This is a genomic window from Streptomyces sp. NPDC006476, from assembly GCF_040612015.1.
Taxonomy (GTDB): Bacteria; Actinomycetota; Actinomycetes; order Streptomycetales; family Streptomycetaceae; genus Streptomyces; species Streptomyces griseorubiginosus_B.
Genome location: NZ_JBEXPK010000025.1, coordinates 52,118 through 77,956, shown reverse-complemented (window position 1 = coordinate 77,956; position 25,839 = coordinate 52,118). Strand labels below are relative to the sequence as shown.

Annotated in this window: 20 protein-coding genes, 1 tRNA gene and 2 pseudogenes; 11 read left to right on the top strand and 12 right to left on the bottom strand. The window is 71.4% G+C overall.

All coding sequences use genetic code 11. The features are described from left to right. Positions 1-102: 102 nt before the first annotated feature. The 6 genes from ABZZ74_RS27245 to ABZZ74_RS27220 form a co-directional block, all read right to left on the bottom strand. Complete coding sequence (locus tag ABZZ74_RS27245) at positions 103-2,499, bottom strand: FxsB family cyclophane-forming radical SAM/SPASM peptide maturase (protein WP_356769198.1); 2,397 nt, start codon at positions 2,497-2,499, stop codon at positions 103-105. Positions 2,500-2,536: 37 nt separating this feature from the next. Beyond that, positions 2,537-2,734 carry an FXSXX-COOH protein gene (locus ABZZ74_RS27240; RefSeq protein ID WP_356769196.1) on the bottom strand — a complete coding sequence of 66 codons (198 nt, stop codon included), beginning with the start codon at positions 2,732-2,734 and terminating at the stop codon, positions 2,537-2,539. 328 nt (positions 2,735-3,062) lie between these two features. Next, positions 3,063-4,397, bottom strand: coding sequence for an MFS transporter (locus tag ABZZ74_RS27235; protein WP_356769194.1), 1,335 nt, complete (start codon positions 4,395-4,397; stop codon positions 3,063-3,065). A 68-nt stretch (positions 4,398-4,465) separates the two neighbouring features. Then, positions 4,466-5,833: a PLP-dependent aminotransferase family protein gene (locus ABZZ74_RS27230; protein WP_356769192.1), complete on the bottom strand. Its 1,368-nt coding sequence runs from the start codon at positions 5,831-5,833 to the stop codon at positions 4,466-4,468. Positions 5,834-5,913: 80 nt separating this feature from the next. Continuing rightward, on the bottom strand, positions 5,914-7,404 hold the full coding sequence (locus ABZZ74_RS27225; protein ID WP_356769190.1) for an aminopeptidase P family protein: 1,491 nt from the start codon (positions 7,402-7,404) through the stop codon (positions 5,914-5,916). A gap of 116 nt (positions 7,405-7,520) precedes the next feature. After that, entirely contained in the window at positions 7,521-9,032 is a 1,512-nt protein-coding gene (locus tag ABZZ74_RS27220) for a PP2C family protein-serine/threonine phosphatase (RefSeq protein ID WP_356769188.1), read from the bottom strand. A gap of 495 nt (positions 9,033-9,527) precedes the next feature. Between ABZZ74_RS27220 and ABZZ74_RS27215 the strand changes: the two genes are divergently transcribed. Both ABZZ74_RS27215 and ABZZ74_RS27210 read left to right on the top strand, forming a co-directional pair. Continuing rightward, a complete protein-coding gene (locus ABZZ74_RS27215; RefSeq protein ID WP_356769186.1) occupies positions 9,528-10,193 on the top strand; it encodes a bifunctional DNA primase/polymerase in 666 nt (221 codons plus the stop codon). Positions 10,194-10,249: 56 nt separating this feature from the next. Continuing rightward, positions 10,250-10,816: a hypothetical protein gene (locus tag ABZZ74_RS27210; RefSeq protein WP_356769184.1), complete on the top strand. Its 567-nt coding sequence runs from the start codon at positions 10,250-10,252 to the stop codon at positions 10,814-10,816. A 245-nt stretch (positions 10,817-11,061) separates the two neighbouring features. Here ABZZ74_RS27210 and ABZZ74_RS27205 read toward each other — a convergent pair whose 3' ends face one another. The 3 genes from ABZZ74_RS27205 to ABZZ74_RS27195 all read right to left on the bottom strand — a co-directional run bounded on the left by ABZZ74_RS27205 (position 11,062) and on the right by ABZZ74_RS27195 (position 13,787). After that, complete coding sequence (locus ABZZ74_RS27205; RefSeq protein WP_356769182.1) at positions 11,062-12,024, bottom strand: DUF5926 family protein; 963 nt, start codon at positions 12,022-12,024, stop codon at positions 11,062-11,064. Positions 12,025-12,165: 141 nt separating this feature from the next. Beyond that, on the bottom strand, positions 12,166-12,813 hold the full coding sequence (locus tag ABZZ74_RS27200) for an ATP-binding protein (RefSeq protein WP_133049772.1): 648 nt from the start codon (positions 12,811-12,813) through the stop codon (positions 12,166-12,168). A 146-nt stretch (positions 12,814-12,959) separates the two neighbouring features. Then, a complete protein-coding gene (locus ABZZ74_RS27195; RefSeq protein WP_133049771.1) occupies positions 12,960-13,787 on the bottom strand; it encodes a glycerophosphodiester phosphodiesterase in 828 nt (275 codons plus the stop codon). Positions 13,788-14,044: 257 nt separating this feature from the next. Here ABZZ74_RS27195 and ABZZ74_RS27190 point away from each other — a divergent pair, with 257 nt between their 5' ends. From ABZZ74_RS27190 to ABZZ74_RS27180, 3 genes are all read left to right on the top strand, one after another. Beyond that, complete coding sequence (locus tag ABZZ74_RS27190) at positions 14,045-15,526, top strand: trypsin-like peptidase domain-containing protein (RefSeq protein WP_356769180.1); 1,482 nt, start codon at positions 14,045-14,047, stop codon at positions 15,524-15,526. A gap of 112 nt (positions 15,527-15,638) precedes the next feature. After that, positions 15,639-15,725 (top strand) — tRNA-Ser (locus tag ABZZ74_RS27185). A gap of 127 nt (positions 15,726-15,852) precedes the next feature. Then, complete coding sequence (locus ABZZ74_RS27180) at positions 15,853-16,191, top strand: DUF6233 domain-containing protein (RefSeq protein ID WP_356769178.1); 339 nt, start codon at positions 15,853-15,855, stop codon at positions 16,189-16,191. A 23-nt stretch (positions 16,192-16,214) separates the two neighbouring features. On the opposite strand, the gene ABZZ74_RS27175 is transcribed toward ABZZ74_RS27180, so the two are convergent. Together ABZZ74_RS27175 and ABZZ74_RS27170 are read right to left on the bottom strand one after the other, a co-directional pair. Next, a complete protein-coding gene (locus tag ABZZ74_RS27175) occupies positions 16,215-16,646 on the bottom strand; it encodes a hypothetical protein (RefSeq protein ID WP_165955205.1) in 432 nt (143 codons plus the stop codon). 57 nt (positions 16,647-16,703) lie between these two features. Continuing rightward, a complete protein-coding gene (locus tag ABZZ74_RS27170) occupies positions 16,704-17,573 on the bottom strand; it encodes a bifunctional DNA primase/polymerase (RefSeq protein ID WP_356769176.1) in 870 nt (289 codons plus the stop codon). Between the two features lie 349 nt (positions 17,574-17,922). On the opposite strand from ABZZ74_RS27170, the gene ABZZ74_RS27165 reads away from it, so the two are divergent. The 6 genes and pseudogenes from ABZZ74_RS27165 to ABZZ74_RS27140 all read left to right on the top strand — a co-directional run bounded on the left by ABZZ74_RS27165 (position 17,923) and on the right by ABZZ74_RS27140 (position 23,817). Next, a complete protein-coding gene (locus ABZZ74_RS27165; protein WP_356769174.1) occupies positions 17,923-18,234 on the top strand; it encodes a hypothetical protein in 312 nt (103 codons plus the stop codon). Positions 18,235-18,577: 343 nt separating this feature from the next. Then, positions 18,578-19,540, top strand: a complete 963-nt coding sequence (locus ABZZ74_RS27160) for a bifunctional MaoC family dehydratase N-terminal/OB-fold nucleic acid binding domain-containing protein (RefSeq protein ID WP_356769172.1) — start codon at positions 18,578-18,580, stop codon at positions 19,538-19,540. Then, positions 19,537-19,917 (top strand): annotated as a pseudogene (locus ABZZ74_RS27155) (MaoC family dehydratase); the annotation flags it as partial. The gene ABZZ74_RS27160 and the pseudogene ABZZ74_RS27155, both read left to right, overlap by 4 nt. A gap of 143 nt (positions 19,918-20,060) precedes the next feature. Continuing rightward, on the top strand, positions 20,061-21,227 hold the full coding sequence (locus ABZZ74_RS27150) for a lipid-transfer protein (RefSeq protein WP_356769170.1): 1,167 nt from the start codon (positions 20,061-20,063) through the stop codon (positions 21,225-21,227). A 240-nt stretch (positions 21,228-21,467) separates the two neighbouring features. Beyond that, positions 21,468-22,025: a SigE family RNA polymerase sigma factor gene (locus tag ABZZ74_RS27145; protein ID WP_133049763.1), complete on the top strand. Its 558-nt coding sequence runs from the start codon at positions 21,468-21,470 to the stop codon at positions 22,023-22,025. A 115-nt stretch (positions 22,026-22,140) separates the two neighbouring features. Further along, a complete protein-coding gene (locus ABZZ74_RS27140) occupies positions 22,141-23,817 on the top strand; it encodes a long-chain fatty acid--CoA ligase (protein ID WP_356769168.1) in 1,677 nt (558 codons plus the stop codon). Between the two features lie 80 nt (positions 23,818-23,897). On the opposite strand, the pseudogene ABZZ74_RS27135 reads toward ABZZ74_RS27140, so the two are convergent. After that, a pseudogene (locus tag ABZZ74_RS27135) lies at positions 23,898-25,839 on the bottom strand (histidine kinase); the annotation flags it as partial.

The window sequence follows — 25,839 nt, the reverse complement described above, 5'->3', positions numbered from 1 at the left end:
AGGCTCCCTTCGCGGAACGGGGCCGCGAAATCCAGGAGTTGTCCTACGGCGGAAGGGCCTCGGGCGCGGAGAGCGAGGAAAGCGAGGAAAGCGGCAGTGCGCTCAGGACGCCGTGCGCCGCTTGTGGTCCGTCGCCGCCCTGCGTGCCTCGGTCAGGGCGTCCGGGCTCAGAGGCGCCGTCAGCCTGCTCGCCAGGGTCTCCCCCATGGCTGTCACGAACCGCTCGCCCTCTTCCGTCAGGGCTCCCGAGGCGGCCAGTGTGTCCACGGCCTCCGCGGTCTGCTCGCGCCACCGCGCGAACTGCGCTTCGGCGGCGCGCGCCTCGGCACCGTCCGTGGTCCTGTGACGCGCGTGCCAGAAGTCGACGACGGCGATGTGCGCGTACGTCCCCTGCAGGAGCCCTTCCAGGGGGCGCGGATCGGGGCGCCAGGGCGCGTAGAACAACTGCTCGCACGTGGGGTCGTAGAGGTCGGTCAGATCGAGTAGGGCGCCCAGCTTGACGTGCTGGAACTCGTGCACCAGCAGACAGGCCAGGGTCTCCGGCGCATCGGGTCGGGCGACAGCGACCGCACCGAAGGCGTCTCGCGCGGCCGAACTGATGTCCGCGCCGGAGACGCCCGCCCGCAACGGGGTGACAACGCTCAGCCCCGCGGCGAGCCCGGGGGCGTAGGCGGGCAGTTCACGCCGGATCCACTCCCAGGCGGCCGTGAGCCGGCCGCGCCACTTCTCGGCCGCCGCGTCGGACAGCCGCGGTTGCACGGCATACCCGTGGACGTCGCGCCAGGGGTCGGTGTCCTCCAAGGCGATCGTCCAGTCGGGCAGTTCGAAGAGGTGTCGGTCGAGCCACGAGGGATCCGTCCCCTGCTTGTGCCCGATCCGATGCTCCAGGCGCCCGACACGTACGGCGAAGCCGTCGTCGACGTTCCCGGTCACCTGTCCCTCGGCAGCGTCGCCCACCCTGAGTGCCCCGAGGGTCGGCAGCCGCAGCACCCCGGAGTGGGCGGGAACCGTCACCGTGCCCGGCCGGCCGGCCCGCACCAGCGCCGCGGCGGCCAGTTCGGCGACGCCGCGCATCGCGATCGGGCCGGCCTCCTCGTCACCGCCGAGGGAGCGCAGCGCCCAGGGCCTGAGATACGGGTGGGCGAGCACGGCGTCGACCGATCCGGGAGCCTCGGCGTCGAGGACGGTCAAGGTCTCCCAGGCGGCCGTCCCGGTCGCGCAGTGCGGGACCTCGTGCCAGACGGCGGCCAGGAGCTCACGGTTGACGGTGAGTTCGTGCCGGGCCAGCAACTCGACGGCCTCGTGTCCACCGAAGCCGGAGGCGAGTTCGGCGAGGTGCCCGCCGTTCCTGAGCGAGGGTGGCATGGACATCTTCTGGGTTTCCCTGTCGCGGATGCCGAGGATCAGCTGTTTGAGGTCGGCGCAGAACACCGACGGGTTCATGAACCCGTTCGCGTCGCTCCCGGTGCGGTAGCGGTGCGCGTAGAGACCGCCGCCGCAGGAACGGACGACCGGACAGGCACGGCAGGTGTCGCTCAGCCCGTCCAGCCCCCGTTGCCGGGCGACGATGCCGGGATGCGTAGCCATCTCGTCCAGTGAGTTGGCCTGCACGTGCATTCCGGTCGCAGGAGCGCCGTCGTACGCGGTCTTGAGGCTGTCCGCCAGCTCCAGCGCCCCGTCTGTCTCGATCACCGCCAGTTCCACGGGCGCCAGCCCCAGGGACTCGGTGAGGCTGCTCGCTCCGCGCAGTGTGCGCAGTACGGAGTCGAGGACGCGCACGCCCATAGGGCGGCCGTCGGACGTCCAGCGGTCGAAGATCCGGAGCAGCCAGTCACCGTACGCCGTTCCGGATGCGGACGGGCGCGGCGGGGGGTCGTCCCAGGTGGCGTGGGGGAGCAGGAAGTCGATGCGGGGAGGCGAGAGTGCGGCGAGGGCGCTGTAGACGGTGTCCGGATCGTTGCGCAGGTCGATCGTGCAGAGAATGCCGGCGAAGAGGTGCCGGTAGCGCGGCTGCCGCAGCAGGGTGATCGCGCGCAGGACACGGTCGTGGCTGCTGCGTCCGTCGCGGTAGCGGCGATGCAGATCGTTGGCGGCCCTGTCGCCGTCGAGCGAGACACCGATCTTGATGTCGAGCTCGGCGAACAGGTCGCAGAACTTCTCGTCGAGTGTGACGCCGTTCGTGTGGATGCGCAGGTCGAGGCCGCAGACGCCGGCGAGGGCGGTGCGTAACCCCTCCGCAGCACGACGCAGTCTGGCCCGGCCGGCGAGGAGGGGTTCCCCGCCGTGCAGGACCACGTGGACGGTGTCGAGCCGATGGGTTCGGGCGTGCTCGGCGATGCGCTCGGCGGTGATGTCCAGTACCGCTTCGGAGATCACCTTGGGGCGGCCTCGCCAACTCTGGTCCGCGTGTTCGAAGACGTAGCAGTGATCGCATGCGAGATCGCAGCGGCTGTGCATCTTCAGCACGAACTGGCTCAGGGGGTGAGGCGAGGGGTCCATGAGCGCACTGTTCGATTCCTGCCCGAGGGGCGGGGGATCAGACGGCCGACTGGAACGCCGCGACCGAGACGCGGGCGGGACCTCGCTCAGGAGCACCGTGCGACACCACCCGGGTCAGGGCACCGGACGCGACACCGTCCGGGCGGGCGGCGAGCCGTACCAGCGGGACCCGCTCGGGCCCGTCGGTCGACGGCTTCCCCGGCTCTTCGGCCGAGGTGTTGGTGGACGTGCTCATGGGCGAACCTCGATCTTCCGTGTGTCCACTGGACCGGCCAGAAGACAATCCACACGAAGCGGATATTACGGATACCTGGAGCGCACCGCTCGGCGAACACGCTCGTGAGTCTGGGGGAGCCATGAAACCATACGGCCGGAAAGGATCGCGACGCGCCTGGTCGCGCACCAACTGCCAGCATCTGTAACGAAGTTGAGCAGCAGGAAAATCCCATTCGGACCCCCGCCTCCGAAGGGTCGGAGTGGCGGAAACGCGCTCGATAGCTCCTTCGATAGGAGTCCAAGAAATACCTGACCAGCTCCGACCTCGGCGATTTTTTACCAAGACTTTACTCTAGGGGGGAGTTTGAGATCCATTGGCCCCGGCGCACTGGGCCCGTTACCCACCCGGTCCGTGCACCTTCGCGCCCCGCGTTTTCACCCAGCCGCGTCATCCGACCGGCGGCCCGCCTCGTAGCCGGCCCCATCGCGTACGACGCCACCACCGTCGCCCCGCCCAGCAGCAGCCACCCGGGTGTCCCCCACCCCACCAGCAGCGAGGTCAGGACCAGCGGGCCCAGGGTGCGGGCCACCGTCACCCCGGTCCCGAAGAAGCCCTGGTACTCGCCGACCCGGTCCACCGGCGCGAGGTCGAAGGACAGCTGCCAGGAACCGGCCGACTGCCCCATCTCGGCGACGACCTGCAGCACGGCTCCGACGACCAGGAACCCCACCGCCGGCCAGCGCGGCACCCCTCCCGAGAGCGCGAACACCGCGCACGCCGCCAGCATCACCCACCCCGAGCGCCGCACCGCGCGCGTGGCGGACCCGAGCCCCGTGACACCGCGCGTCATCCGTACCTGGAACACCATCACCGCGCCGGTGTTGAGCACGAACAGCGCCGAGACCAGCCAGGCGGGCGCGGTCGTCCGCTCGGCGATCCAGAGCGGCAGCCCCAGACTGAGCAGCGGCATCCGCAACAGCAGCACGGTGTTGAGCAACGCGACCACCACATACGGCCGGTCCCGCAGCACACCGAGCCTGTCCCGTTCCCGTGTCGGCCGCCCCCGGAGCACGCCCCGCTCCCGCCCCTCGTCCACCGCGACCGGTGCCACGGTCGGCAGCCGGAGCAGCAGGACCGCGCACATGAGGAAGCTCGCCGCGTCCAGGGCGAACACCCCGAGGTACGCCGCCCGGCTCCCCGCCTGCAACGCCAGTCCGCCCAGCCCCGCGCCCACCGCCAGCCCGGCGTTCAGCGTCGCCTGCAGGTGCGCGAGCAGCCCCGTCCGCTCCCCGGCGGTCACCAGTCCCGCGAGCAGTGCCTGTCGGGCCGCCGCCAGGCCCGACTGCGCCGTCGCGTACGCGCAGGCGGCGAGGACGAACGGAATGAACCCCCGCACCACCAGGAACGAACCGACAGCGGCCGCGGTTCCCACCGCCAGCAGCACGGCCGCACCCCGCGCCCCGCGCCGGTCGGCGACTCGCCCGAGCGGCACCCCGGCCAGCGACCCGACCGCCCAGGCGACGGTCAGCCCGAGCCCCACGCGCGCGGGCGCCAGGCCGACGACATGCGTGAAGTACAGCGCGGAGGTCACGTAGTAGGCGCCGTCTCCGATCGAGTTGGCCAGCTGGGCCAGCGCCAGCACGCGCCGCGGACCGGCGGGCGGAACGAGTCGAGAGGTCATGCCAGTGACAATACGAAGGCAATGGACCCTCGGACAGGCCCAATCACCCGCCGCCTCGCTGGCCCAATTCAGCTGCCGTCCAGGACCTTGCCCAGCACCTCCAACGCCTCCGGATACACCCGCTCCCGAGGCGTCCCGTACCCCACGATCACGCCCTGAGGCCGGTCCTCGCCCGGCGTGTGCCAGTGGTCGCCGAGCCGCCCCAGCGCGAGCCCCTCCGCCTCGGCGCGCTTCAGTACCTCCGCCTCGTCGGCGACCTCCACGAGCGCGTGCAGCCCGGCGGCGATCCCGCGCACGTTCCGTCGCCCGCCGAGCCGGTCCAGGAGCTGGTCCCTGCGCCTGCGGTATCTGAGCCGGCACGCGCGCACGTGCCGGTCGTAGGCATGGCTGTCGATGAGCTCCGCGAGCGCCAGCTGGCCGATGGACTCGGTGTGGTGGTCGCTGTGCAGCTTGGCGTCGGCGACCGCGTCGACCAGGTGCGGCGGCAGCACCATCCAGCCGAGCCGCAGCGCCGGCCCGAGCGTCTTGGATGCGGTGCCCAGATAGACGACCTGCCCGGGAGCCATCCCCTGCAACGCGCCCACCGGCTGGCGGTCGTACCGGAACTCCCCGTCGTAGTCGTCCTCGACGATCAGCCCGTCACGCGCGCGTGCCCAGTCCGTCAGCGCCCGCCGCCGCTCGGGGCGCAGGGTGACGCCGGTCGGGTACTGGTGGGCGGGCGTGACGACGACGGCCTTCGCGTCCGCCAACGCGTCGGCGCACACCCCGCGTTCGTCGACCGGCACCGGCACCACGGTGCCGCCGTTGTGCCGCACGACCTCCCGGTGGAACGGCAGCCCCGGATCCTCCATGGCGATCTCGCCGCCTTCCAGCACGCGCGTGAGGAGCGCGAGCCCCTGCACGTACCCGGAGGTGATCACGATGCGCTCCGGGGGCGCGATGACCCCTCGCGCGCGCCCCAGGTATCCCGACAGCGCCTGCCGCAGCTCTGTGCGGCCGCGCGGGTCCCCGTAGTCGTACGCCAGCAGGGGAGCCGTGGCGATGGCGCGTCTGAGCGCCCGCAGCCAGGCCGCCGCCGGGAACGCCCCGACGTCCGGGCTGCCCGGCCGCAGATCGAAACGCGGGGTACGCGCGTGCGTGGCCGCGTCGGGCGCCTCCTGGTCGGCCGAGGGCAGCTGCGCGACCTGCGTCCCCGATCCCTGCCGAGCGGTCAGATACCCCTCGGCGACCAACTGGTCGTAAGCCGCCTTCGCGGTCCCCCGGGAGATCCCGAGTTCACTCGCGAGCCGCCGGGTGGCGGGCAGCCGTGTGCCGGGCGCCAGCCGCCCGTCGCGCACGGCGTCCCGCAGGGCCCGCTCCAGCCCGACCCGCCGGCCGTCACCGGCATCGGGCTCCAGATGCAGGTCGACCCCGACACCGGCCAAGAAGTCGTTCACGAAAACCCTCCCCCTAGGTACGTGTGTCCAGGCACGTCGATGGCCGGGCACCTCACTGGTACCCGGCCATCCGTCCCGTATCAGCCCTTGAGCGAAGCCATCCAGGCCTCGACCTCGTCCGATCGCCGGGGCAGGCCCGCCGACAGGTTCCGGTTCCCGTCCTCGGTCACCAGGATGTCGTCCTCGATCCGGACACCGATGCCCCGGTACTCCTCGGGCACCGTCAGGTCGTCGGCCTGGAAGTACAGCCCCGGCTCGACGGTGAGGCACATCCCCGGCTCCAGCGTGCCGTCGACGTACGACTCCACGCGCGCGGCGGCGCAGTCGTGCACGTCCAGGCCGAGCATGTGGCCCGTCCCGTGCAGCGTCCAGCGCCGCTGCAGCCCGAGCTCCAGCACCCGCTCCACGGGTCCCTCGACCAGCCCCCACTCGACGAGCCGCTCGGCGAGCACGCGCTGCGCGGCGTCGTGGAAGTCCCGGTACTTGCCGCCCGGCTGCACGGCCGCGATACCGGCCTCCTGGGCGTCGTACACGGCGTCGTAGATCTTCTTCTGGATCTCGCTGAACCGCCCGCTCACCGGCAGCGTCCGCGTGACGTCGGCGGTGTAGTACGTGTGCGTCTCGACGCCCGCGTCCAGCAGCAGCAGCTCACCGGAGCGCACCGGCCCGTCGTTGCGCACCCAGTGCAGCGTGCACGCGTGCGGCCCGGCCGCGGCGATCGTGCCATAGCCGACGTCGTTGCCCTCCACCCGCGCGCGGAGGAAGAACGTGCCCTCGATGTACCGCTCGCTGGTCGCCTCGGCCTTGTCGAGCACGCGTACGACGTCCTCGAAGCCGCGCACCGTCGAGTCGACGGCCTTCTGCAGCTCGCCGATCTCGAACTCGTCCTTGACCAGCCGCGCCTCGGAGAGAAAGACCCGCAGCTCCTCGTCGCGCTCGGCGGTGACCTTGTCGGTCAGCGCCGCCTCGATCCCGGCGTCGTACCCGCGCACGACGCGCACCGGGCCCCTCGCCTCGCGCAGCGCGTCGGGCAGCTCGCGCACGTCGGAGGCCGGGATGCCGTACAGCTTCTCCGCCTCGGTCAGCGAGTGCCGGCGGCCGACCCACAGCTCGCCCTGGCCGGAGAGCCAGAACTCGCCGTTCTCGCGGTCGGAGCGCGGCAGGAGGTAGATCGTCGCCCGGTGGCCCTCGGCGGTCGGCTCGAGCACGAGCACGCCGTCCTCGGTCTGGTTGCCCGTGAGGTACGCGTACTCGACGGATGCCCGGAAGGGGTAGTCCGTGTCGTTCGAACGGGTCTTCAGGTTGCCCGCGGGGATCACCAGACGCTCGCCCGGGAAGCGCGCGGACAGCGCCGCGCGGCGGGCCGCGGTCTCGGCGGCCTGGGCGATCGGCTCCAGGTCGCGCAGCTCCGTGTCGGCCCAGCCGGACTTCATGTTCTCGGCCAGCTCGTCCGACACGCCCGGGTACAGGCCGTTCTTGCGCTGCTTGATCGGCTCCTCAGACTCAGTCTCCGGGTCCGCTGCGGCAGCAGCAGATGTCTCAGCCGGATTGAGCTCTTCGGCCACGGTCATCCTCCTCGATACGGCACTGGACCCCCTCCATCGTACGGTCGTACGGAAGGGGGCCCAGGGACGAAAGGCCTGTTACCGAGGGAAGCGGCGCGCGTACGGAAGAACACACCTCCGGCTCACTCGAACCGTGCCGCCAGCAGGACGACGTCCTCCTCGCCGGCCGCCGCGTCCAGCCCCTCCGGCAGCACGGTGCGCAGCACGTGGTCGGCGATCGCGTCGGGGTCGTGGCGCAGCGCCCTCGGCACACCGGCCGCCGCAGCGTGCAGCCGGGCGAAGGCGCGGTCGGTGGGATCCCCGGTGCGGTGCAGCAGGCCGTCGGTGTAGAGCAGCACCGTCTCACCGGGCTGGGCCTCGAGTTCCACGCTCGGCGCCTCCCAGCAGGCGAGCATGCCCAGGGGCGCGGACACCGACGTCTCCACGTACTCGGTGCGCCGCTCGCCGACCAGCAGCGGCGGGCAGTGTCCGGCGCCGGCCAGGGTGATCTTGCGCAACGCGGGTTCGCAGTAGGCGAACAGGGCGGTCGCGGAGCGGGCGGGCTCGGTGAGGCGCAGCAGCAGCTCCAGGTCCGACAGGACGGCCACCGGGTCCTCGCCCTCCATCACGGCGTACGCGCGCAGGGAGGCCCGCAGCCGGCCCATCGCGGCCACGGCGCTCGGCCCGGAACCGGTCACCGAGCCGACCGCGAGGCCGAGGGCGGCGTCCGGCAGCGGCAGCGCGTCGTACCAGTCGCCGCCACCACGCGGGCCGGTGCGGTGCCGGGAGGCGAGCTGGACCCCGGCGACGCGGGGGAGCCGGGACGGCAGCAGCTCCTCGGTCATCGTCGCCATGCACGCACGCGTGCGCTCCACTTCGACCAGCCGGCCCAGATGCTCCCCTGCGTACCGCGCGTACAGGCCGACGAGGTGGCGCTGGCGCTCGACCGGCTCGGCGGGTTCGTCGTACAGCCACACGGCGGCCCCCAGGCGGCCCGTGGCCTCGGCGGACAGGGGGAGGGAGTAGCTTGCGGCGTAGCCGAGCCGGGCGGCCACCTCGCGGTGGCGGGGATCGAGGCCGTCCTCGGAAAGCAGGTCGGGTTCGGCGATCTCGCCGTCCGCGCCCGGCAGTCCGTCCAGGATGCGGCCGTACGGCATCGCGCTGCGCGGCACGGTCTCGATGTGACCGAGGTCGGCCCGGCCGAGGCCCAGGCCGATCGTCGTGGCCGGACCGAGTCCGTCGGCCGGTTCCAGTACGACGAGACCGCGCCGGGCGCCCACCAGGGCGGCTCCGGCGCGCAGCAGTTCGGTCAGGGCGTCCGCGAGTGCGTCCGTGCGGGCCAGCCGTTCGGTCAGTTCATGGAGGGTCGTGAGGTCCGAGACCCAGCCCGCGAGGCGGTCCTGGAGCAGTGCTCCCGGCGCGTTCGGCAGGGGGACCGGAGTGGCTCCCGAGGCGACGGGCGCGGGCGCGACAGTGTGTGCGGGCGCGGGAACCGTTGAATCGATTCCAGCCACTTTCGGAGGGTGAGGGGCGTTCATGGCGTCCGGCTTTCCGACCGGTGCGTACTGCTCAAAAGCATCGCAAACCCCCATGTCATTCTGCGCCGCTAGCAGTGTCTCCACATGTACACGCACTCGTAAGGGGATGTCCAGCATTGTCCTGCTGGGATTCCTGGTGTCCGTGGTAAGCGAGTGCCTCGCCTGCCATAAAGCAAAGTTGGCCTAAAACTGCCTCGGGTAACGGGGTATTGCGGTCGACTGGCCTTGCTCCACGGAGCGTCACAGCGGTCGTGATGGGTACGTACTCGGAGAAGACCAGGGGTGGTTGACAGCCACCCGGAACCTGGTGACCGACCCGGGCGTCCTATCCACCGACGACCGTGCCCCATCCTCCCGTGGCGGAGGCGAAGAGAAATACGCGGGACGGCAAAACGCCAGACTTCGCCACCCCCCGCCATGCCCATGCTTTTGACTGACGCAGTATGGGTGGCGAGGCTGCCACGGAAGCAGCCCACGTTCTACCCATAGGGGTTCCCCTTGCCTCCAGCAGGGGTGTGATGCGCCAACAGGTACGCACAGTGAAGTGATCGACACATGGTGTGATGTGGCCCACGGTGTTGCCAGCGGTGCAACGGAAAGGAACGAGCGCTCATGCGCGAGATCCTCGGAAGGCGACGCAGGCTCCTGTCCCAGCGCAGTGACGGAAGGCCTGAGTTGATCAGCGCGGCCCTGACCTTCGCGACGGAATGGCAGTGGCCCGTACTCCCGGGTGTGGCGGCGGATCCGCAGGGACGTTCCCGCTGCTCCTGCCCCGACCCCGAGTGCACGGTGCCCGGCGCGCATCCCTTCGACCCCGGTCTTCTCGCCGCCACCACCGACGCCCGGATGGTGCGCTGGTGGTGGACCAACCGGCCCGCGGCGCCGATCGTCCTGGCCACCGGCGGCTCGGCGCCCTGTGCGGTGAGCCTGCCGGCCCTGGCCGCCGCGCACACCCTCACAGCCCTGGACCGCATGGGCCTGCGCCTGGGCCCGGTCGTGGCCTCGGCCGGCCGCTGGGCGATCCTGGTGAAGCCGTACTCCCTGGAGCAGCTGGGCGAACTGCTCTACGCCAAGGACTTCGTCCCCGGCTCCCTGCGCTTCCACGGCGAGGGCGGCTACATCGCGCTGCCGCCGTCCGAGACCGGTGAGGGCGAGATCCGCTGGGAGCGCGCGCCGCTGCCCGGTTCCGCCTCCCCCTGGGTCCCGGACGTCGAGCCCGTGGTGGACGCGGCGGTGGAGGTCCTCACTCGTACGGGTGTGAGCGCGCCCGAGTTGTAGGGGTGTCGAGCGCGCGTGGGACGGCACACGCGCGCGTGGTCGTTATCTTCCGCTCTATGCCGCGTCATTCTGGTGGGCACCCCACGGACCCCCGAACCCGTCTGCTCGCCCTCACCGCCGTCGTGGTGTGCGCGGTCGCGCTGCCGCTCGCCGTGGCGTCCGCGGGCCCGGTGGGCGACCAGGGCCGTGCCGTCGTACGCACCCTGACCCACGACGACCCCAAGCTGCCCACCGCCGAGCCCAGCAGCTCCCCCTTCCTGCTCGGCCTGGGCCTGGCCACCGCGGCCCGCTGCGGTCCCCAGCTCACCTCCCCCGAGGGCGTCGAGGCGCAGACCTGTGTGCTCACGCAGGGCCAGGACACCTGGGCGCGCACCTACTACCGCAACGCCACCGGCCGGGCCCTGGACTCCGTCCTGAGCCTCATGGGCCCCGGCGGCCGGACCGTGCAGACGAACTGCGCCGTGGACGGCGGGGACGAGCCGGGGACCTGTGAGACGCCACGGGAGCGCACCCGGGACTCACTGGACGGCTACACGGCCGTGTCGGAGTTCGCGGAGCGCGCCGGGAGCGGGCCGCTGCTGCTGCGGTCCGGGAGCAACTCCGGGGACACCGCGGGAAGTTGACGAGCGACGGCATTCCGTAAAGGAAGCGCGGCATGAAAAAGACCCGGTTGCTGGCGACGGGGGATGCACCAGCAACCGGGCTACTCGAACGGTAACAAGAGATCGGCGGTTCGCAAATTCGATCCGGGCTTTCCGGTCACCCATGTGCCGTGCCCCTGGCGGGACTTGTGCGCGTGGTCGCCGGTCGCCCGCGACCCGGCGGGGCTGATCCGCCGTTCAGCCCCGTCCGATTTCGTCGCCGCCTGTCAACTGAGCGTGACCTGCCGGTTGGTGAGGCCGCCGCGCGCGCGGCGCTCGTCGGCGGTCAGCGGCGCGTCCGAGGCCAGAGCAGCGGCGAGCCGCTCGGCGAACTCCGCGGCCGGCTTCTCGATGTCCTCAGCGGTGACCGAACTCGGCAGGTCCCAGACCGGCACGGTGAGCCCGTGAGCGCGGAAGGAACCCACGAGGCGGGTGCCGTCACCGAGGTTCGACCGGCCCGCCGCGTGCAGCCGCGCGAGAGCGTCCAGAAGCCGCTCCTCCTCGTGCGGCATGACCCAGCGCAGGTGGTTCTTCTCCGGCGTCTCGCACCAGTACGCGGCGTCCACCCCGGTCAGCTTCACGGTCGGGATGGCCGCGGCGTTGGCCCGCTCCAGCGAGGCGGTCACATCCGGGGTGGCGTTCTCCGGGTCGGGGACCCAGAACTCGAAACCGCTGTGCACAACTGGCTCGAACGCGCCTTCGGGATCGAGCAGCTCCTGCAGCCGCGGGCCGTCGGAGGGCGCCCGCCGGCCCTCGACCGGGGTGCCCGGCTCGGCCGTGAGCGCGCGCCGGAGCGTGTCGGCGAGGTCGCGGCTGATGTCGCCCGACGCCATGTCGTTCTGCAGGCCGAGCAGCACCGAGCCGTCGTCGCGGCGCAGCGCCGGCCAGGCCATCGGCAGCACCGTGGCGAGCGTGACCGACGGAACGCCCTCGGGGAGGCCGTCCTTCAGCGTCAGCTCGACCGTGGCCGCCGGAACCAGCTCGCGCAGCGCCACCCAGTCGCACTCACCGGGCAGTCCCTCGAAGGGACGGTGCACCAGCTCGGTCACCGCGTGCTGGGCGGCCCGGCCGTGACAGGCCTTGTAGCGGCGGCCGCTGCCGCAGGGGCAGGGCTCGCGCGCGCCGACGACCGGGATCTCTCCATCGGCGATCTGGGGCTTGGCCTTCGTCTGGGGTCGCTTCTTGGCCATCGTGGGTGTCTCCCGGTTACGGCTCGTCTCGTACGTCGGGAGCCTAGCCGTTCACGCCATGAGCGACGGGAGCCTGTGGACAACCGGCGACGCTCGTGGCGACCTGTGGACAACGTGCCGGCCTGTCCCGGAACCGGCGCCTCAGTCCAGGTCGTCGAACGCGTCCGCGAACTCCAGGCCGGGCATTCCGGGGATCCGTGACACCGTCGGTGCTGTGACGCGAGTGGCGAAGTCGTCGCGCCGGCGTCCGGCGTCCGGGTCGTGAACGTCCTCGTGGACGACCACCCACACCGTGACCTCGCCCCGGGCGTCGTCCCGCACGCCCCAGTCGTCGGCCAGCGCGGTGATGATGTTCAGCCCGCGGCCGCCGTGCGCGGTGACCGAGGGCGTCGCCGGAGCAGGGCGGGTGGGCCCGCCGCCGTCCGTCACCTCCACCGTGAGCCTGCCGCTCACGTCGACCCGCCAGGCCGCGCGGACGTCACCGTCACCGGCCAGGGCGTCGCCCAGTGGCCGGCCGTGTTTGCACGCGTTGCTCAAGAGTTCGGAAAGAATCAGTACGGCATCGTCGATGACCGCTTCCGACACACCGCCCCTGCGCAGTTGCGCACGCATACGGTGTCTCGCCTCCCCCACGCCCGCAGGGCCATGGGGTACGGCCATGCTCGACGACGTGGGCACCTCCTGTGCCACCACCAACGCCACCCCCGAGACCTCCTTCGCCCCACGCCACGGTGTGGATGCCCCATTGGCCTGTACCGGAAACCGGCCGGCACGAGCCCGGTGACGCATTCGCAACGATCGAATACGGATCGAACGCGCCGGAGCACTCCCTGTAGTCGAGTGGCCTGATTTCGACGGTCGCCGGAGTGGGAGAATGGCGTTAAAGGGGGCGAAGGGTCAAGAGTTCTTCACAGGTCTTTACCAGTGGCACACCATCAACGGCCGAGCTGACGCAGCACCGCACGCGGGCGGTTGGTGATGATGGCGTCGATCCCCAGCTCCAGGCAGAGGTCCACGTCCTCGGGCTCGTTGACGGTCCACACGTGCACCTGGTGGCCCGCCCGCTTCAGGCGCTCGATGTACCCCGGTTGGTTGCGCACGATCCGGATCGAGGGGCCTGCGATCCGGACACCGGCCGGCAGCCGCCCGTCCCGCAGTCGCGGTGAGACGAACTGCAGCAGATAGACCGTCGGCAGGTTCGGCGCGGCGGCCCGCACGCGATGCAGCGATCGCGCCGAGAAACTCATCACGCGGACCGGGGACTCCGCGGCCGAGGCGGGCGCGTCCAGCCCGAACCGCTTCAGCAGCACCAGCAGCCGCTCCTCCACCTGCCCCGCCCAGCGCGTGGGGTGCTTGGTCTCGATGGCCAGTTCCACGCGCCGCCCGGCGTCCGCGACCAGCTCCAGCAGCCGTTCCAGCGTGAGTACGGCGGTGTGCTCACGCCCCTCGGGCAGGTACTCCCAGTCGGGCTCCTCGTCTCGCGTCCGCCAGAACTCGCGAGCCTTGCGGGAACCGAAGTCCAGGGCGGCCAGATCGGCGAGCTCCAGTGCCGACACCGCGCCCCGGCCGTTGGACGTACGGTTGACGCGACGGTCGTGGACGCAGACCAGGTGGCCGTCGGCCGTCAGGCGTACATCGCATTCGAGGGCGTCCGCGCCGTCCTCGATCGCCTTCTTGTAGGCGGCGAGGGTGTGCTCCGGGGCCTCCTCGGAGGCTCCGCGGTGGGCGACGACTTGGATCGTGTGCTGCCGTACGTGGGTCACCGCGTCATGGTGCCACCGCCAGGGGGTAGTCGTGGCGTCGAAGAGGCAGAGAATGCATCCTTTTTGCGAGTCATGACCTATATAAGGAAAGGCCCCGGACCCACAGGCACCGCTTATGGTGCCCTGACGGCTCATGGGAAAAGCTGACGGCATACAAAAGGACATGCACAGCTGCAGCGCGCCGGACCGTCGAGCAACGTGAACGGGCGTGACCGAGTGCGACCGAGAAGAACAGCCGTGGATCGAGGAGAGAAGCTGTGAGCACCGAGAACGAGGGCACCGCGGTACCCCCGGCCCCGTCTGCACCCCCCGTGCCGGTGGACGCTCCCGCTCCCTCGGCACCCGCGGACCCCGAAGGGGGCGCGCCGACCACCCCGCTCCCGCCCGCTCCACAGGGCGCTCCCGGCCCGCAGGGGCAGGACCTGCCGTACGCGGGCCACGCGCCCGCGTACGCGTCGACGGAACCGCACAACCCCCAGGGCCACGGCGGCTCCGGCGGCTCGGCCCCCGACGCCTCCTGGCCGCCCCCGCCGCCCGCGACCCCCTCGTACGCCGACGGCTCCGGCGGCTCGAACTCCGGCTGGGGCTCCTCCTACCAGCAGCAGCCGCAGTCCCCGAAGTCCGGCCGCGGCGGCCTGGTCGCCGCGATCCTGGTGGCCGCGCTGGTCGCCGGCGGTCTGGGCGGCGGTCTCGGCTACACGCTGGCCAAGAACAACGACGACAACAGCGGTTCCACGACGGTCTCCTCCTCCACCAGCGGCGGCGCCGTCAAGCGCGACGCTGGCACGGTCGCGGGCGTGGCCGCCCGGGCGGTGCCCAGCACGGTCACCATCGAGGCCGAGTCCACCAACGGCGAGGGCGGCACCGGCACCGGGTTCGTCTTCGACACCCAGGGCCACATCGTCACCAACAACCACGTCGTCGCCGACGCCCTCGACGGCGGCAAGCTGACGGCCACCTTCCCGAACGGCAAGAAGTACGACGCCGAGGTGGTCGGACACGCGCAGGGCTACGACGTCGCCGTCATCAAGCTGAAGAACCCCCCGTCGGACCTCAAGCCGCTCACCCTGGGCGACTCGGACAAGGTCGCGGTCGGCGACTCCACGATCGCCATCGGCGCCCCCTTCGGCCTGTCGAACACGGTGACGACGGGCATCATCAGCGCCAAGAACCGCCCGGTGGCCTCCAGTGACGGACAGGGCACCAACGCCTCCTACATGAGCGCCCTGCAGACGGACGCCTCGATCAACCCGGGCAACTCGGGAGGCCCGCTCCTCGACGCCCAGGGCAACGTGATCGGCATCAACTCGGCGATCCAGTCCACCGGCAGCGGGGGCCTGGGCGGCACCAGCCAGTCCGGCTCCATCGGTCTGGGCTTCGCCATCCCGATCAACCAGGCCAAGTACGTGGCCCAGCAGCTGATCAAGACCGGCAAGCCCGTCTACGCCAAGATCGGCGCGTCCGTCTCCCTGGAGGACTCCGGCAACGGCGCCAAGATCACCGAGCAGAGTTCCGGGGGCGCCCCCGCGGTGGAGTCCGGCGGTCCTGCCGACAAGGCCGGCCTGAAGCCCGGGGACGTCATCACCAAGCTCGACGACATGGTGATCGACTCCGGTCCGACGCTGATCGGCGAGATCTGGACCCACAAGCCCGGCGACAAGGTCACGATCACCTATGAGCGCGACGGCAAGTCCCACACCGTGGACCTGACCCTCGGCTCCCGCGTCGGCGACAGCTGACCCCGCCGCCCCCACGCGCGCGTACCTCCCCGGTCGATCAACAACCGACCCACGCGCGCGTGCGGACCCGTTACCCTGGTCCCCGCGCCGTTCGATCTCCTGGACGGCGCGGGGTGGGTTGCCCGAGCGGCCTAAGGGAACGGTCTTGAAAACCGTCGTGGCAGCGATGTCACCGTGGGTTCAAATCCCACACCCACCGCTTCGCAGGTCAGAAGCCTGCGGGTCAGTGTCAGAAGGGGTGCCCCTCCACGGAGCGGCACCCCTTCCGCGTGCAATGCACCGTCCCGGGGATTGCAGGTTGTCGCCACGATCTTAGAATCGAACGTGTGAACGACCCGGTCCCGTCGAGACTCGCACTGCTCCGTTTCCTCGAGCGCGTGCAGGAACGGGACCTCGCCCGCACCCGCCGGTGGATCCTCGACGAGGAACGCCGTGAGGCAGAGCGCCAGCGCGGCATCCAGGCCCGTCCGCCGGCGCCTGAGTGGCTCATCGAGGTGGGGCTGAACCGGCACACCGCACCGGAGTACGTGCACGTGGGGGACTGCTGGAACGCGGGCAGGCGCAGCCAGGGCATCAGCCGCGACCAGGCACGGCGCGCGCTCGCCGACGGAATCAAGCCCTGTCCGCAGTGCCAGCCGGACACGGCCCTGGGGATGCTGGACTAGGCAGCATCCGGGCGGCGCTCGGGCTACAGCTCGAAGTCCCGTGCCAGTCCCGCCCAGTCCACCTCCCGCAGACCCGCCTCCGCGTCGCATTCGTGCGGAACGTCCGGGGTCGGCTGGAACCAGATGACCGTGAGGGAGGAGCGGTACAGGACCGGATCGTGGGCGGGATCGAGGGGTGCGGAGTGCAGGGAACCGACGCAGGCGACCGGCGGCAGGACCTCGACCGGGCCGAACGCGCCGGAGTACTGGTCGGGGTACTCGCGCGCGGGCGGGACGAGATGGACCGGGGTGGTGGGGAAGACGCGCTCGGCGGTGTGGAGCAGGCCCTTGATCTTCATGTCGTTGACCAGCCTGCAGGGATAGCCCTCCAGCATCCCGCCGTACGTCGACGACAGCCGAAGCTCGGTGAGCTCGACGGAGCGGCCGGAGGTGAGGATCACGCGGGTCAGCGACATGAACCGCACTCTAGGGCGGTCGTGCATGGACTTCCTTTGCTTTTGGTGCCGGTGGCCTCACGGCCGGTGCCCTGTCATGCGCGCCGCCGACGCGATCGTCGCCCGTGCCTCGCGTTCGGTCAGGCCGGTGTTGAGCGCGGCGTCGACCAAGGGGGCGACCAGGGCGGGGCCGATTCCGTTCTCGTAGGCCCGGCAGGCCGCCCAGAACAGCCGGGTGTTGCGCTGCCCCTCGTGCGCGGCGAGGACGAACTGGACCAGCCCCTGCCCGTGGTCTCCCGCCGAGGGATGCGTCGCCGGGTGGACGGGCCGTGGCGGCGGGAGCAGCAGGCGCAGCAGGGCCGGTGGGCAGGAGGCCGGGGCGAGGTGGGCGGTGCCGGGGGCCGTCGTATAGGCGCCGTGGTCGGTGCGGGAGCCCGGCCCGACGAGGTAGCCGCCGGCGCCTCGGATGTCGATGCCCGGGGCCAGACGGCCGGCGGAGTTGGGGACGGCCGCGTCCGGCGGGCCGGTGAGCCACAGATGGCGGCCGCCGCTGGGGGTGAGCACGACCACCGTGTCCGGGATGGTGAACAGGTGGCGTAAGGCGAGTTCCCGCAGCGCCGTCGAGGAGTCCGTGCCGGTCTTGGTGTCGAGGTCGACGCCGATCAGGTGGTGGGGCGGCAGGCCGCAGGCGATGCCGTAGCCGGTCGCCCAGGGGGCCGCGGCGAACAGTTCGCGGATGCGCGCAGGGTCGGTCGAGGCGTCGTACACGCCGTGGCCGAGGCGTCCGCACTCGCCGTGGCAGGGGCGGGGCTCGGGGTCGTCGCGGTGAGGGGAGCGCAGGGCCGGGAGTTTCGTCCGGGACAGGGGGATGACGGCCAGTCCGCGCTCGGCGGCTGACAGGGCGTGTGCGAGGGCCAGCGTCGTGGCCTGCCGGTCGGTGGTGGCCATGCCTCTATGTTCGTACGCATGTTCGAAAAAGGGAAGGGTCTTCGAACGTGACGCGCCCGTCGGGAGAGATTGGCCGGAAAACTGCCGGAACGCTTCATCCCTTCTGTCACTTGAAGGCCGGGTGCCCGCTCTGCCCCGAGTTGGATATGGAAAGTGGCGAAAGGGGTTTATCGACTTGTCGTAGCGCTTGAGAGGGAATCGAGGCTTCCGGGGTGGTTCGCCGGGGATTCGGTGGGCAACCCTGGTCTCGCGACGTCGTGCACAGCACCGAGGCGGTCGGCCAACTGCCTTGGTAACAGCTTCACTTGACGCACTACCGGCCAGAAGGCCGGGTTCTGGAGGAAGAAACATGGCAAGCATCCGTACCGCCCGCGTCATCGCCGCCGTCTCCGCCCTCCCGCTGGCAGCCGCCCTGTTCGCCGGCGTCGCGGCGGCGGACAACGGCGCCTTCGCGGGCGACGGATCGAACGCGGGTGTCGCGAGCGTCGTCGGCAGCGGCGTCGGACACAACAACAACGGCAACTCGTCCACCACGCAGCAGAACGCGGTCGGCTCCGGTGCCTCGAACCAGAGCAACACCGCGCAGGTCAACGGCTCCGCGTTCACCGCCATCCAGCAGGGAAACGAGAACGTCGCCGTCCACTTCAGCCACCTGTGGTGAGCCGACGGCCCTGACTCGCGGAGTCGGGCGCCCGGGGGGTGGGGGGTAATGCGTCGCGCGGCGGTACTTCGGTGCCGCCGCGCAGACGTGTGTTTGCCGTGGGGGGCGACCTTCGCATCGCATCGGGGACGGCCCTCACTGCGCATCGGGGACGACCCTTCGCGGCGCATCGGGAACGACCTTCACGGCGCACGGGAACGACCTTCACAGCGCATGGGGACGACCTTGACAGTCCACCTGATCTGACGGACAGTCAGAAAACTCTCGCCGAGGTCGTGGAACCCGACCGGCGGCTGCGGTGTACCAGAAGTGTCAATGCGATGCGGCGCGGGACGAGGGGGCGATGGTGAGCGAGGACGAGCTGGTCGCACGGCTGAAGGCGTACGAGGGACGGGCCGCCGCCGTCTCCGGTGTGGGCAAGGACCCGGTCAACCTGCCCATGATCCGGCACTGGTGCGAGGTGATGGGCGACACCAACCCCGCGTACGAGGGCCCGGACGCCATCGCCCCGCCCACCATGCTCCAGGCCTGGACCATGGGAGGCCTCTCTGGGCACACGGGCCGTTCGCAGGCGTACGACGAGCTGCTCGGCCTCCTCGACGACGCGGGCTGCACCTCGGTCGTCGCCACGGACTGCGAGCAGGAGTACGTCAGGCCCCTGCGGCCCGGCGACGAGGTCAGCTTCGACACCGTGATCGAGTCGGTCTCCGACCGCAAGACGACCAAGCTGGGGACGGGGTACTTCGTCACCACACGCACGGAGGTACGGGTCGGCGCTGCTCGCGATCTTGTCGGCACTCACCGCTTCCGGATCCTCAAGTACGCCCCTTCGGGCAGGAGGCGCAAGGAATCGGAGAGCAAGGAGAAACAGCCGGCCGGAAGCGGGACTCGGCCACCCGCCCGCCGTCCCCGCCCGGTCGTCAACCGCGACAACGCCGGTTTCTGGGAGGGCGTGGAGCGCCACCGCCTCCTCATCCAGCGCTGTACAGCCTGCGGCACCCTCCGCTTCCCCTGGCTGCCGGGCTGCAACGCCTGCGGTGGCCCGGACTGGGACACGGTCGAGGCGAGCGGCGAGGGCACGGTCTATTCCTACGTCGTCATGCACCACCCGCCCTTCCCGGCCTTCGACCCCCCGTACGCCGTGGCCCTGATAGAACTCGCCGAAGGCGTCCGCCTGATCAGCAACGTCATCGGCGTGCCCTACGACAAGGTGCGCATAGGACTGCCCGTCCATCTCGAATTCGAGTCGTACGACGACGAGTTGGTGCTGCCTGTGTTCCGCGCCCGAGAGGAGGAGACCGTATGAGGGCCGGTGAGAAGCTGCCGCCGCTGGAGATCCCGATCACCCGCACCCTGATCGTGGCCGGCGCCATAGCCTCCCGCGACTACCAGGACGTGCACCACGACGCCGAGTTGGCCCGGCAGAAGGGCTCCCCGGACATCTTCATGAACATCCTGACGACGAACGGCCTGGTGGGCCGCTACATCACCGACCACTTCGGACCCACGGCCCACCTCCGCAAGGTAGCCATACGACTGGGGGCGCCCAACTACCCCGGCGACACCATGGTGTTGACGGGTACGGTCGAAGAGGTCGACGGCGAGACGGCGACGGTCCGGGTGGTCGGGTCGAACGGCATCGGCAGACACGTAACCGGCACGGTGACGGTCACGGTCCCTTCGGCAGACGCGGTAACCGTTCCCACCGACGCCGCCGTGGGCTCTGGTGCCGCCGTGCCCACCGATGGCGCCGTGGGATCCGATACCGCCGTGCCCACCGACGCCCCCGTGCCCACCCGCACCGTCGCCCCCTCAGGAGGTGCCCGATGAGTGTCCGCGGCCGGGACGGCCTCGGTGGCCGGGCGGCCGTCGTCGGGATCGGGGCCACCGAGTTCTCCAAGGACTCGGGACGCAGTGAGCTGCGGCTCGCCGTGGAGGCGGTGCGGGCGGCGCTGGAGGACGCGGGGCTGACGCCGGGCGACGTGGACGGGATGGTGACGTTCACGATGGACACCAGCCCGGAGATCACCGTGGCGCAGGCGGCCGGGATCGGTGAGCTGTCGTTCTTCTCGCGCGTCCACTACGGCGGCGGCGCGGCCTGCGCCACCGTCCAGCAGGCGGCGCTGGCGATCGCCACCGGTGTAGCCGAGGTCGTCGTCTGCTACCGGGCCTTCAACGAGCGCTCCGGACGCCGCTTCGGCTCGGGCGTGCAGCACCGGGAGCCGTCCGCGGAGGGCACCGCGCTCGGCTGGTCCCTGCCGTTCGGACTGCTCACCCCGGCCTCCTGGGTGGCGATGGCGGCGCAGCGCTATCTGCACACATACGGGCTGACCCCGGAGGCGTTCGGGCATGTGGCGGTGGTCGACCGGAAGTACGCGGCGACGAACCCGGCGGCGTACTTCCACGGCCGACCGATCACCCTCGCCGACCACGCGGCCTCCCGCTGGATCGTCGAACCGCTCAGACTCCTGGACTGCTGTCAGGAGACGGACGGCGGCCAGGCGATCGTCGTGACATCCGTCGAGCGCGCCCGCGATCTGCCCAACCCGCCCGCGGTCGTGGCGGCGGCCGCCCAGGGCGCCGGGCGCGGCCAGGAGCAGATGACGAGCTTCTACCGCGACGACCTCACCGGCCTGCCCGAGATGGGCGTGGTGGCCCGCCAGCTGTGGCGGACCTCCGGGCTCACGCCGGCCGATGTGGACGTGGCGATCCTGTACGACCACTTCACACCGTTCGTGCTGATGCAGCTGGAGGAGTTCGGGTTCTGCGGCAAGGGGGAAGGGGCCGAGTTCATGGCCGGGGAGAGCCTGCCGGTCAACACGCACGGCGGACAGCTCGGAGAGGCGTACCTCCATGGGATGAACGGGATCGCCGAAGGGGTGAGACAGCTGCGCGGGACGGCGGTGAACCGAATACCGGGCGCGGAGCGGGTCCTGGTCACGGCGGGCACCGGCGTACCCACCTCCGGCCTGGTCCTGACGGCGGACGGCTGACCTGGGGCCCGGTCCGGCGGCCGACCGCCCGACCTCGCGCGATCCCGGCACGGGGGTCGCCCGGACGGAGCGACGGCAGGAGCCCGGGGTGCTCCCCCAGGGGTAATCCCGCAGTTCGTGTCACCCCCTCGTCCACCTTCAGGAGGTGCAGTCAACCCCACCCCTACAACCTGAGGGGGACTCGGCTTCGGGACCTGCGGCCGATGAGCCGGAGGCGCCCTCGCTCCTAGCGTGTAGTCCATGACCACACCCGTCTGCACCAGCGCTTCGACCGCCGCCGCCCCGGCGACGCAGACCCTGTCGTACCCGTCGTTCGCCTCGTACATGAGGGCCCGGCAGTCGGTGCTGCTGCGTACCGCCCGGTCGCTGACCGCGAACCCGAGCGACGCGGAGGACCTGCTGCAGACCGCGCTCACCAAGACCTACGTCGCCTGGGAGCGGATCGAGGACCACCGTGCGCTGGACGGCTATGTGCGCCGGGCGCTGCTGAACACGCGGACGTCGCAGTGGCGCAAGCGCAAGGTCGACGAGTTCGTGTGCGAGGAGATGCCGGAGCCGGAGCCGGCGCCCGGCGGGGAGGACCCGGCCGAGCAGCAGGCGCTGCACGACGCGATGTGGCGGGCGATCATGAAGCTGCCCGACCGGCAGCGGGCGATGGTCGTCCTCAGGTACTACGAGGACCTCAGCGAGGTGCAGACGGCCGAGGTGCTCGGCGTGTCGGTGGGCACGGTGAAATCGGCGGTATCCCGTGCGCTCGGGAAACTCCGCGAGGACCCTGAGCTGGGGCTTGTGCGTTAATGCGCCGACCTGGAGGCTATTGGTGACCGCAGTGATGCGATCGATCACCGGCACCTAGTGACATACCGCGCGGTATGTGCGCAGAATCAGCGCATACGTTACCGCCGCGTAGGCAATGTCGCCCCGGGAGGACACCGTGCTGAGCACGATGCAGGACGTACCGCTGACCGTAACCCGCATCCTGACGCACGGGACGCTGGTGCACGGACGGTCGCAGATCATCACCTGGACCGGCGAGTCCGAGCCGCATCGACGCAGCTTCGCCGAGGCGGGCACCCGCGCGGTGCAGCTGGCGAACGCCCTGCGGGACGAGCTCGGCGTCCAGGGCGACGACCGGGTCGCGACGCTGATGTGGAACAACGCGGAGCACGTCGAGGCCTACTTCGCGATCCCCTCCATGGGCGCGGTGCTGCACACGCTCAACCTCCGGCTGCCGGCAGAGCAGTTGGTGTGGATCGTCAACCACGCGGCCGACAAGGTCGTGATCGTCAACGGTTCGCTGCTGCCGCTGCTCGCCCCGCTGCTGCCGAAGCTGCCGACGGTGGAGCACATCGTGGTCTCCGGTCCCGGTGACCGTTCGGTGCTCGAGGGTGCCCGGGCGCGGGTGCACGAGTACGAGGAGCTGATCGCGGACCGGCCGACGACGTACGACTGGCCGGAGCTGGACGAGCGCCAGGCCGCGGCCATGTGCTACACGTCGGGCACGACGGGCGACCCCAAGGGCGTGGTGTACAGCCACCGTTCGATCTACCTGCACTCCATGCAGGTCAACATGGCCCAGTCGATGGGGCTGACGGACCAGGACACCTCGCTGGTCGTGGTGCCGCAGTTCCACGTCAACGCCTGGGGCCTGCCGCACGCCACCTTCATGACCGGCGTCAACCTGCTGATGCCGGACCGCTTCCTGCAGCCCGGCCCGCTGGCCGAGATGATCGAGACCCAGCGCCCCACCCACGCGGCCGCCGTCCCCACCATCTGGCAGGGCCTGCTGGCGGAGCTGAACGCCAAGCCGCGGGACGTCTCCTCCCTCACCCAGGTCACCATCGGCGGTTCCGCCTGTCCGCCCTCCCTCATGGAGGCCTTCGACGAGCTCGGTATGCGGGTCTGTCACGCCTGGGGCATGACGGAGACCTCCCCACTCGGTACGATCGCCCGTCCGCCGGCCCATGTGGTGGGCACGGACGAGGAGTTCGGGTACCGGCTGACGCAGGGCCGTTTCCCGGCCGGTGTCGAGGCGCGGCTCAGCGGCCCCGGCGGCGAACGCCTGCCCTGGGACGGCGAGTCGGCGGGCGAGCTGGAGGTCCGCGGCCCCTGGATCGCGGGCGCCTACTACAACGGCCCGGACGCCGAACCCCTGCGCCCCGCCGACAAGTTCAGCGAGGACGGCTGGCTGAAGACCGGCGACGTCGGCACGATCTCCCCCGAGGGCTTCCTCACCCTCACCGACCGCGCCAAGGATGTCATCAAGTCCGGCGGCGAATGGATCTCCTCGGTCGACCTGGAGAACGCCCTCATGTCCCACCCAGAGGTCGCCGAAGCGGCCGTCGTCGCCGTCCCCGACGAGAAGTGGGGCGAGCGTCCGCTGGCCACGGTCGTCCTCAAGGAGGGCGCCACCGCAGACTTCGCGTCCCTGCGCGCCTTCCTCGCCGACGAGGGCCACATCGCCAAGTGGCAGCTCCCGGAGCGCTGGACGATCATCGAGGCGGTGCCGAAGACGAGCGTGGGCAAGTTCGACAAGAAGGTCCTGCGCAGGCGGTACGCCGACGGCGACCTGGACGTCACCCAGCTCTGACGGACCCCGGCATCCCCGGGCACCGACTGGCGTGGCCCGTGTCCGCGTCAGTCGGTGGTCAGTCGGTGGTCAGTAGGCGGTCAGTTGGTGCCGATTCGCGCCAGCAGGTCGACGATCCGCGACTGCACCTCGGCGCTCGTCGACCGTTCCGCCAGGAACAGCACCGTCTCGCCGGACGCCAGCCGCGGCAGGTCCGCCTGGTCGACGGCGGCGGTGTACACGACGAGCGGGGTGCGGTTGAGCTGCCCGTTCGCGCGCAGCCAGTCGATGATCCCGGCCTGCCGCCGGTGCACCTGCATCAGGTCCATCACGACCAGGTTCGGCCGCAGCTGTCCCGCCAGCGTCACCGCGTCCGCGTCGCTGGCGGCCCGCGCCACCTGCATCCCGCGCCGCTCCAGCGTCGCGGTCAACGCCAGCGCGATCTCCGCGTGTTCCTCGATCAGCAGCACCCGCGGCGGATGCTGCTCGCTGTCCCGCGGCGCCAGCGCCTTCAGCAGTACGGCGGGATCGGCGCCGTACGCCGCCTCGCGCGTCGCCTGCCCCAGTCCCGCGGTCACCATCACCGGCACCTGGGCGGTGACGGCGGCCTCCCGCAGCGACTGCAGCGCGGTCCGGGTGATCGGCCCGGTCAGCGGGTCCACGAACAGCGCCGCCGGGAACGCGGCGATCTGCGCGTCGACCTCCTCGCGCGAGTGCACGATGACCGGGCGGTACCCGCGGTCGCTGAGCGCCTGCTGGGTCGTCACGTCAGGGGCGGGCCACACCAGCAGCCGCCGAGGGTTGTCCAGGGGCTCCGGGGGCAGTTCGTCGTCCAGCGGGACGGGCCGCGGGGTGTCCGCGATCTCCACGGCACCGCCCGGACCGTCCAGCGGCTCGGGCCCCTCGGCTGCGTTCTCGTCCGGCGCGCCTATGGCGTACGACCGTCCGCTGCCCTCGGTGGCCTGCGCCAGCCGCGACTGGCCGGCCAGGGACGGCTGGGGGACCTGCGCGGGCGTCTGCTCGCCGCCCGGATGCGGCCGGGCCGCCTGCTCCGGCGCTGCCCCCGCCCCGGTCCGCGTTCCCAGCTTCCGCCGCCGCCCCGAACCGCCCGGGTTGTGCGGAGCGGGCGTCGTCGTGGGCTGCTGCACCTGCGCGGCCTGACGCGTGAACGGCACGCCCTGCCCCAGCGTCCGCACACTGATCGCCCGCCCCTGCGTCGAGTTGGGATCGACGGCCGGGTCGGCGGCCACGGCCTGCGCCTCGGGAGGCAACGGGGCACCGGGCTGCGGCGCGGCCTGCGGGGGTACGGCACCGGTGGCACCGCCGACCGGCACGCCGGCACCGGCCTCTGCGGGCAGGGCCTGTCCGGGAGCCGCCGGTACCCCGGGCGCCCCAGGCACAGCCTGCGCACCAGGCGCCGCAAGCGGCTGCCCTGCAACCGGCTGCATGCCCGCCCCGGCCACCGGCTGAGCCGCGCCCGGCTGCACTGGCGGAACCGGCTGGGCCTGCTGAGCGGGCAGCGCGACCTGCCCGGTGGGGTTCTGCAAGGGAACACCGGGTGCCTGGGCCTGTACGGGGACGGACTGACCGGGGGAAGCCTGTGCCGGGACCGGCTGACCCGGGGCGAGTTGTACGCCCGCCGGGAGCGGGCCCTGCGCCGGAACGGTCACAGCGGCCTGCTGACCCTGCGCGGCCTGCTGACCGGCGGCCTCCTGCGCGGTCGTACCCGCCGGTTGGGCCACGGCACGGCGACGACGTCCGGTCGGCGCGCTGGTGGGGTGCGGCTGGGGCGGGGTGTGGTCGCCGGACTGGTCATGCGGAACGGCATCGTGCCGCCCGTCCTCGCCGATCGCGTCCCCGACGCCATCCGGCCCACCCTGCCCGGGCACCTGCGCCGGCACGGCGACCTGCGGCTGCCCGAGGGCCTGCGGCTGTCCAGGAACCTGGGGCTGCCCGAGGGCCTGCGGCTGTCCAGGAACCTGGGGCTGCCCGAGGGCCTGCGGCTGTCCAGGAACCTGGGGCTGCCCGAGGGCCTGCGGCTGG

What these genes read in the sequence shown, in the direction of transcription:
- ABZZ74_RS27170 (WP_356769176.1), bottom strand. Translation starts at nt 17,573, where the DNA reads ATGGCCACCACCGACCGGCAGGCCACGACGCTGGCCCTCGCACACGCC.
- ABZZ74_RS27145 (WP_133049763.1), top strand. Translation starts at nt 21,468, where the DNA reads ATGACCACACCCGTCTGCACCAGCGCTTCGACCGCCGCCGCCCCGGCG.
- ABZZ74_RS27140 (WP_356769168.1), top strand. Translation starts at nt 22,141, where the DNA reads ATGTCGCCCCGGGAGGACACCGTGCTGAGCACGATGCAGGACGTACCG.
- ABZZ74_RS27215 (WP_356769186.1), top strand. Translation starts at nt 9,528, where the DNA reads ATGCGCGAGATCCTCGGAAGGCGACGCAGGCTCCTGTCCCAGCGCAGT.
- ABZZ74_RS27245 (WP_356769198.1), bottom strand. Translation starts at nt 2,499, where the DNA reads ATGGACCCCTCGCCTCACCCCCTGAGCCAGTTCGTGCTGAAGATGCAC.
- ABZZ74_RS27235 (WP_356769194.1), bottom strand. Translation starts at nt 4,397, where the DNA reads ATGACCTCTCGACTCGTTCCGCCCGCCGGTCCGCGGCGCGTGCTGGCG.
- ABZZ74_RS27160 (WP_356769172.1), top strand. Translation starts at nt 18,578, where the DNA reads ATGGTGAGCGAGGACGAGCTGGTCGCACGGCTGAAGGCGTACGAGGGA.
- ABZZ74_RS27150 (WP_356769170.1), top strand. Translation starts at nt 20,061, where the DNA reads ATGAGTGTCCGCGGCCGGGACGGCCTCGGTGGCCGGGCGGCCGTCGTC.
- ABZZ74_RS27200 (WP_133049772.1), bottom strand. Translation starts at nt 12,813, where the DNA reads ATGCGTCACCGGGCTCGTGCCGGCCGGTTTCCGGTACAGGCCAATGGG.
- ABZZ74_RS27205 (WP_356769182.1), bottom strand. Translation starts at nt 12,024, where the DNA reads ATGGCCAAGAAGCGACCCCAGACGAAGGCCAAGCCCCAGATCGCCGAT.
- ABZZ74_RS27220 (WP_356769188.1), bottom strand. Translation starts at nt 9,032, where the DNA reads ATGCTGGACATCCCCTTACGAGTGCGTGTACATGTGGAGACACTGCTA.
- ABZZ74_RS27175 (WP_165955205.1), bottom strand. Translation starts at nt 16,646, where the DNA reads ATGTCGCTGACCCGCGTGATCCTCACCTCCGGCCGCTCCGTCGAGCTC.
- ABZZ74_RS27210 (WP_356769184.1), top strand. Translation starts at nt 10,250, where the DNA reads ATGCCGCGTCATTCTGGTGGGCACCCCACGGACCCCCGAACCCGTCTG.
- ABZZ74_RS27240 (WP_356769196.1), bottom strand. Translation starts at nt 2,734, where the DNA reads ATGAGCACGTCCACCAACACCTCGGCCGAAGAGCCGGGGAAGCCGTCG.
- ABZZ74_RS27225 (WP_356769190.1), bottom strand. Translation starts at nt 7,404, where the DNA reads ATGACCGTGGCCGAAGAGCTCAATCCGGCTGAGACATCTGCTGCTGCC.
- ABZZ74_RS27165 (WP_356769174.1), top strand. Translation starts at nt 17,923, where the DNA reads ATGGCAAGCATCCGTACCGCCCGCGTCATCGCCGCCGTCTCCGCCCTC.